We start from the raw sequence: 2,456 nt of genomic DNA, 5'->3' as shown, positions 1-2,456 counted from the left end.
CCGGCACCGGTGCTGCTCCGGCGAAGGACAGGACGGATGCGCCGACGTCGTGACGTCGCCGCCGTGTTGCCGGGCATCGCCATGGCTGCCGTCATGATGCCGTCTCCTTCGTGCCGATGAGGGAAAGCGGCAGCCGGACGCCCTCCCCCGGACACCCCGACCGCCGCCCCGATCACGGCCAAACCTCTCCTCCTGACGGCGAACAGCACGGGGATGGAGACGGCGGCGGGACGGCGGCGCGGTAAAGGGAAGCCGTCAGCGGCGGCGGATGAAGAGCACCGCCGCCGACCATGGCGTTATGCTTGACGTAACGCAGATGCGGGGGCTACGGTGCGGACAATGCAGGGTCTGCGGATTCGGATGCGTCGTGATCGTCGGCTTCAGGGACAAGCGCACCGAGGCGTTCTACCGGGGACGCCGGGTTGCGGCCTTCTCGGGCTTCGCGCGCACCGCCTCGCGCAAGCTCGACCAGCTCGACGCGGCCACCGGGCTCGGCGACCTGGCGCGGCCCGGCAACCGGCTGGAAGCGCTCAGGGGCCGACGGCGGGGACAGTGGAGTATTCGGATCAACGACCAGTGGCGAATCTGCTTCGTCTGGCCGGAAGGCAGCCCCGGTCCCGCCGACGTGGAAATCGTCGACTACCACTGACAGGAGGCGCGGCATGCGCGAACCCATCCATCCCGGCGAGACTCTGCGCGAAGACCTCGACGCGCTCGGTATGAGCGCGGCCGAACTCGCCCGGCGCATCGAGGTGCCGACGAACCGCATTACCGGCATTCTGAACGGCCGGCGCGCCATCACCGGGGACACGGCGCTTCGGCTCGGGCACTTCTTCGGCACCACCGGCGAGTTCTGGCTCAACCTCCAGAAGCTCTACGAGCTGCGGCTCGCGGAAGAGAAGAACGGCGCGGCGATCGCCCGGTTGCCGGCGCTCGACACGGGGACGGACCTGCATCCGGCCGGCTGACGGACGGCGGCGGGCCGGCTGCGCAGCATGCAAGGGCCGGCGGTGATCGCACGGGAATTCCGTCTCGCGCGGGCGACCGTGCGGCAGGTTGTCGACGCCGCCCGGCGCGGCCTGCCCGAGACGGAGCGATAGATGACCGGGCGTCCGCGGCAGGCCGGTTGAGCCCCGCGGGCGAAAGCGACTACAAGGCGCAGCATGGGTTCCGTTGCCGACAGGATGGCGAAGAAAGTCCTCGCCTCTCGCGGGTCGAAGGTCGCCGATCTTGCGGGCTGGCGCGAAGCCAGGGAGATGGCGCTTGACGCCGGTTTCGGCGGCGAGGGTCCGGTCCCCGCCAGGTTCGCGGACCTCGATCCCTGCCACGGCATCTACGTCATGATGGAGAACATCGTCTCCCTCCTGTCGGAAGCCATGTCCACCATGAGAGAGGCGAAGGGCTATGTGAGGATCGTCGGCGCCGCCGAGGACGAATACATGCCGTCCGGGCCGCCGATGAGCCCGCTGACCGTCAGCTATTTCACGATGTGGGCGTTCTTCGACGTCCGCTTCGGGAGCAGCGGTGAGACCATGGGCAGCTGCATCCTGCGCATCGCGCCCGCGTTCGATTTGCCGCCCTGGCAGATGGACGCCATCGAGAAGATGCAGCAGTCGAGGATGGGCTTTTACGTGCACTGCGGCCGCGAGGACGAGGGGGTTTTACTGCGCGAGGTCGGCGCGCGGGAAGTCGTTTCCTGCATGGTGCCCGCCGGCTATGCCGGCAGCGAGGGCGAGATCTGGTTTGCGCGCCTGCTGCCGCCGCCCCACGAGTTGTGCCGACGGCATATCGTGTTCACCACGCCCTACGTCATCGGTGGTTGGCCGGAAAGCGCCTTCGTCGACTATCTGGAGCGCGAGCTCGCGCGGATGAAGGCGCGGAAGAAACCGCCCCGGACGGATGACCTGCACGGTCATCTGATGAAACACGGCCCGGAGCCGAACCACTGGAACGAATACGTCTTCTGCGCCTATACGGGCCATCGGAAAGAGGCGATCTTCCTGACCGGCATCCCGGACATCCCGGAAAGCCTTCCCCATGCCTCGGCCAATCGGTAGCACCGCGACCGGATACCGCCGGTCGATGGACCGATTCGGGCCACTGCTGGCTCAACGTAAAATGTCCGCCGCAATGCTGGCAGCGATTCTCTCCGCCGCCTCGTGGATAGAATCCTGCGCCAGATGCGCGTATCTCGCGGTGGTCTCGATGTCGTTGTGCCCCAGCAGCTTGCCGATCACCGGCAGCGTCTCGCCGAGCGCCAGCGCGCGCGAAGCGAAGGAATGTCGAAGGTCATGGATCCGCACGTCCTCCAGCTTCGCGGCCTCCCGCACGGCCCGCCAGGCATGGTCGAGCCCGCCCGCGCTGTAGCGCCCGTCCCGGTCCCTGCCCGGAAACACAAACAGGCTGCCCGCCCGGCGCGGCAGGTCCTCCAGCAGCCGCACCGCCGGCGGCGGCAG

General features: G+C 68.2%; 4 protein-coding genes. 3 read left to right on the top strand and 1 reads right to left on the bottom strand.

All coding sequences use genetic code 11. The features are described 5' to 3' along the window. Window positions 1–367 precede the first annotated feature (367 nt). The 3 genes from OXM58_17560 (at window position 368) to OXM58_17550 (ending at window position 2,057) form a co-directional block, all read left to right on the top strand. Complete coding sequence (locus OXM58_17560; GenBank protein MDE0150168.1) at window positions 368–649, top strand: type II toxin-antitoxin system RelE/ParE family toxin; 282 nt, start codon at window positions 368–370, stop codon at window positions 647–649. Between the two features lie 13 nt (window positions 650–662). Then, entirely contained in the window at window positions 663–968 is a 306-nt protein-coding gene (locus tag OXM58_17555) for a HigA family addiction module antitoxin (GenBank protein ID MDE0150167.1), read from the top strand. 195 nt (window positions 969–1,163) lie between these two features. Beyond that, on the top strand, window positions 1,164–2,057 hold the full coding sequence (locus tag OXM58_17550; GenBank protein MDE0150166.1) for a hypothetical protein: 894 nt from the start codon (window positions 1,164–1,166) through the stop codon (window positions 2,055–2,057). 51 nt (window positions 2,058–2,108) lie between these two features. Here OXM58_17550 and OXM58_17545 read toward each other — a convergent pair. Further along, window positions 2,109–2,456, bottom strand: a 348-nt coding sequence (locus tag OXM58_17545) for a tyrosine-type recombinase/integrase (protein ID MDE0150165.1), incomplete at its 5' end; no start/stop codon positions are given.

The organism is Rhodospirillaceae bacterium (assembly GCA_028819475.1).
In the GTDB taxonomy this organism is placed as follows: Bacteria; Pseudomonadota; Alphaproteobacteria; order Bin65; family Bin65; genus Bin65.
The sequence above is the reverse complement of the archived record's forward strand: the minus strand, read 5'-3'. Positions and strand labels throughout refer to the sequence as shown.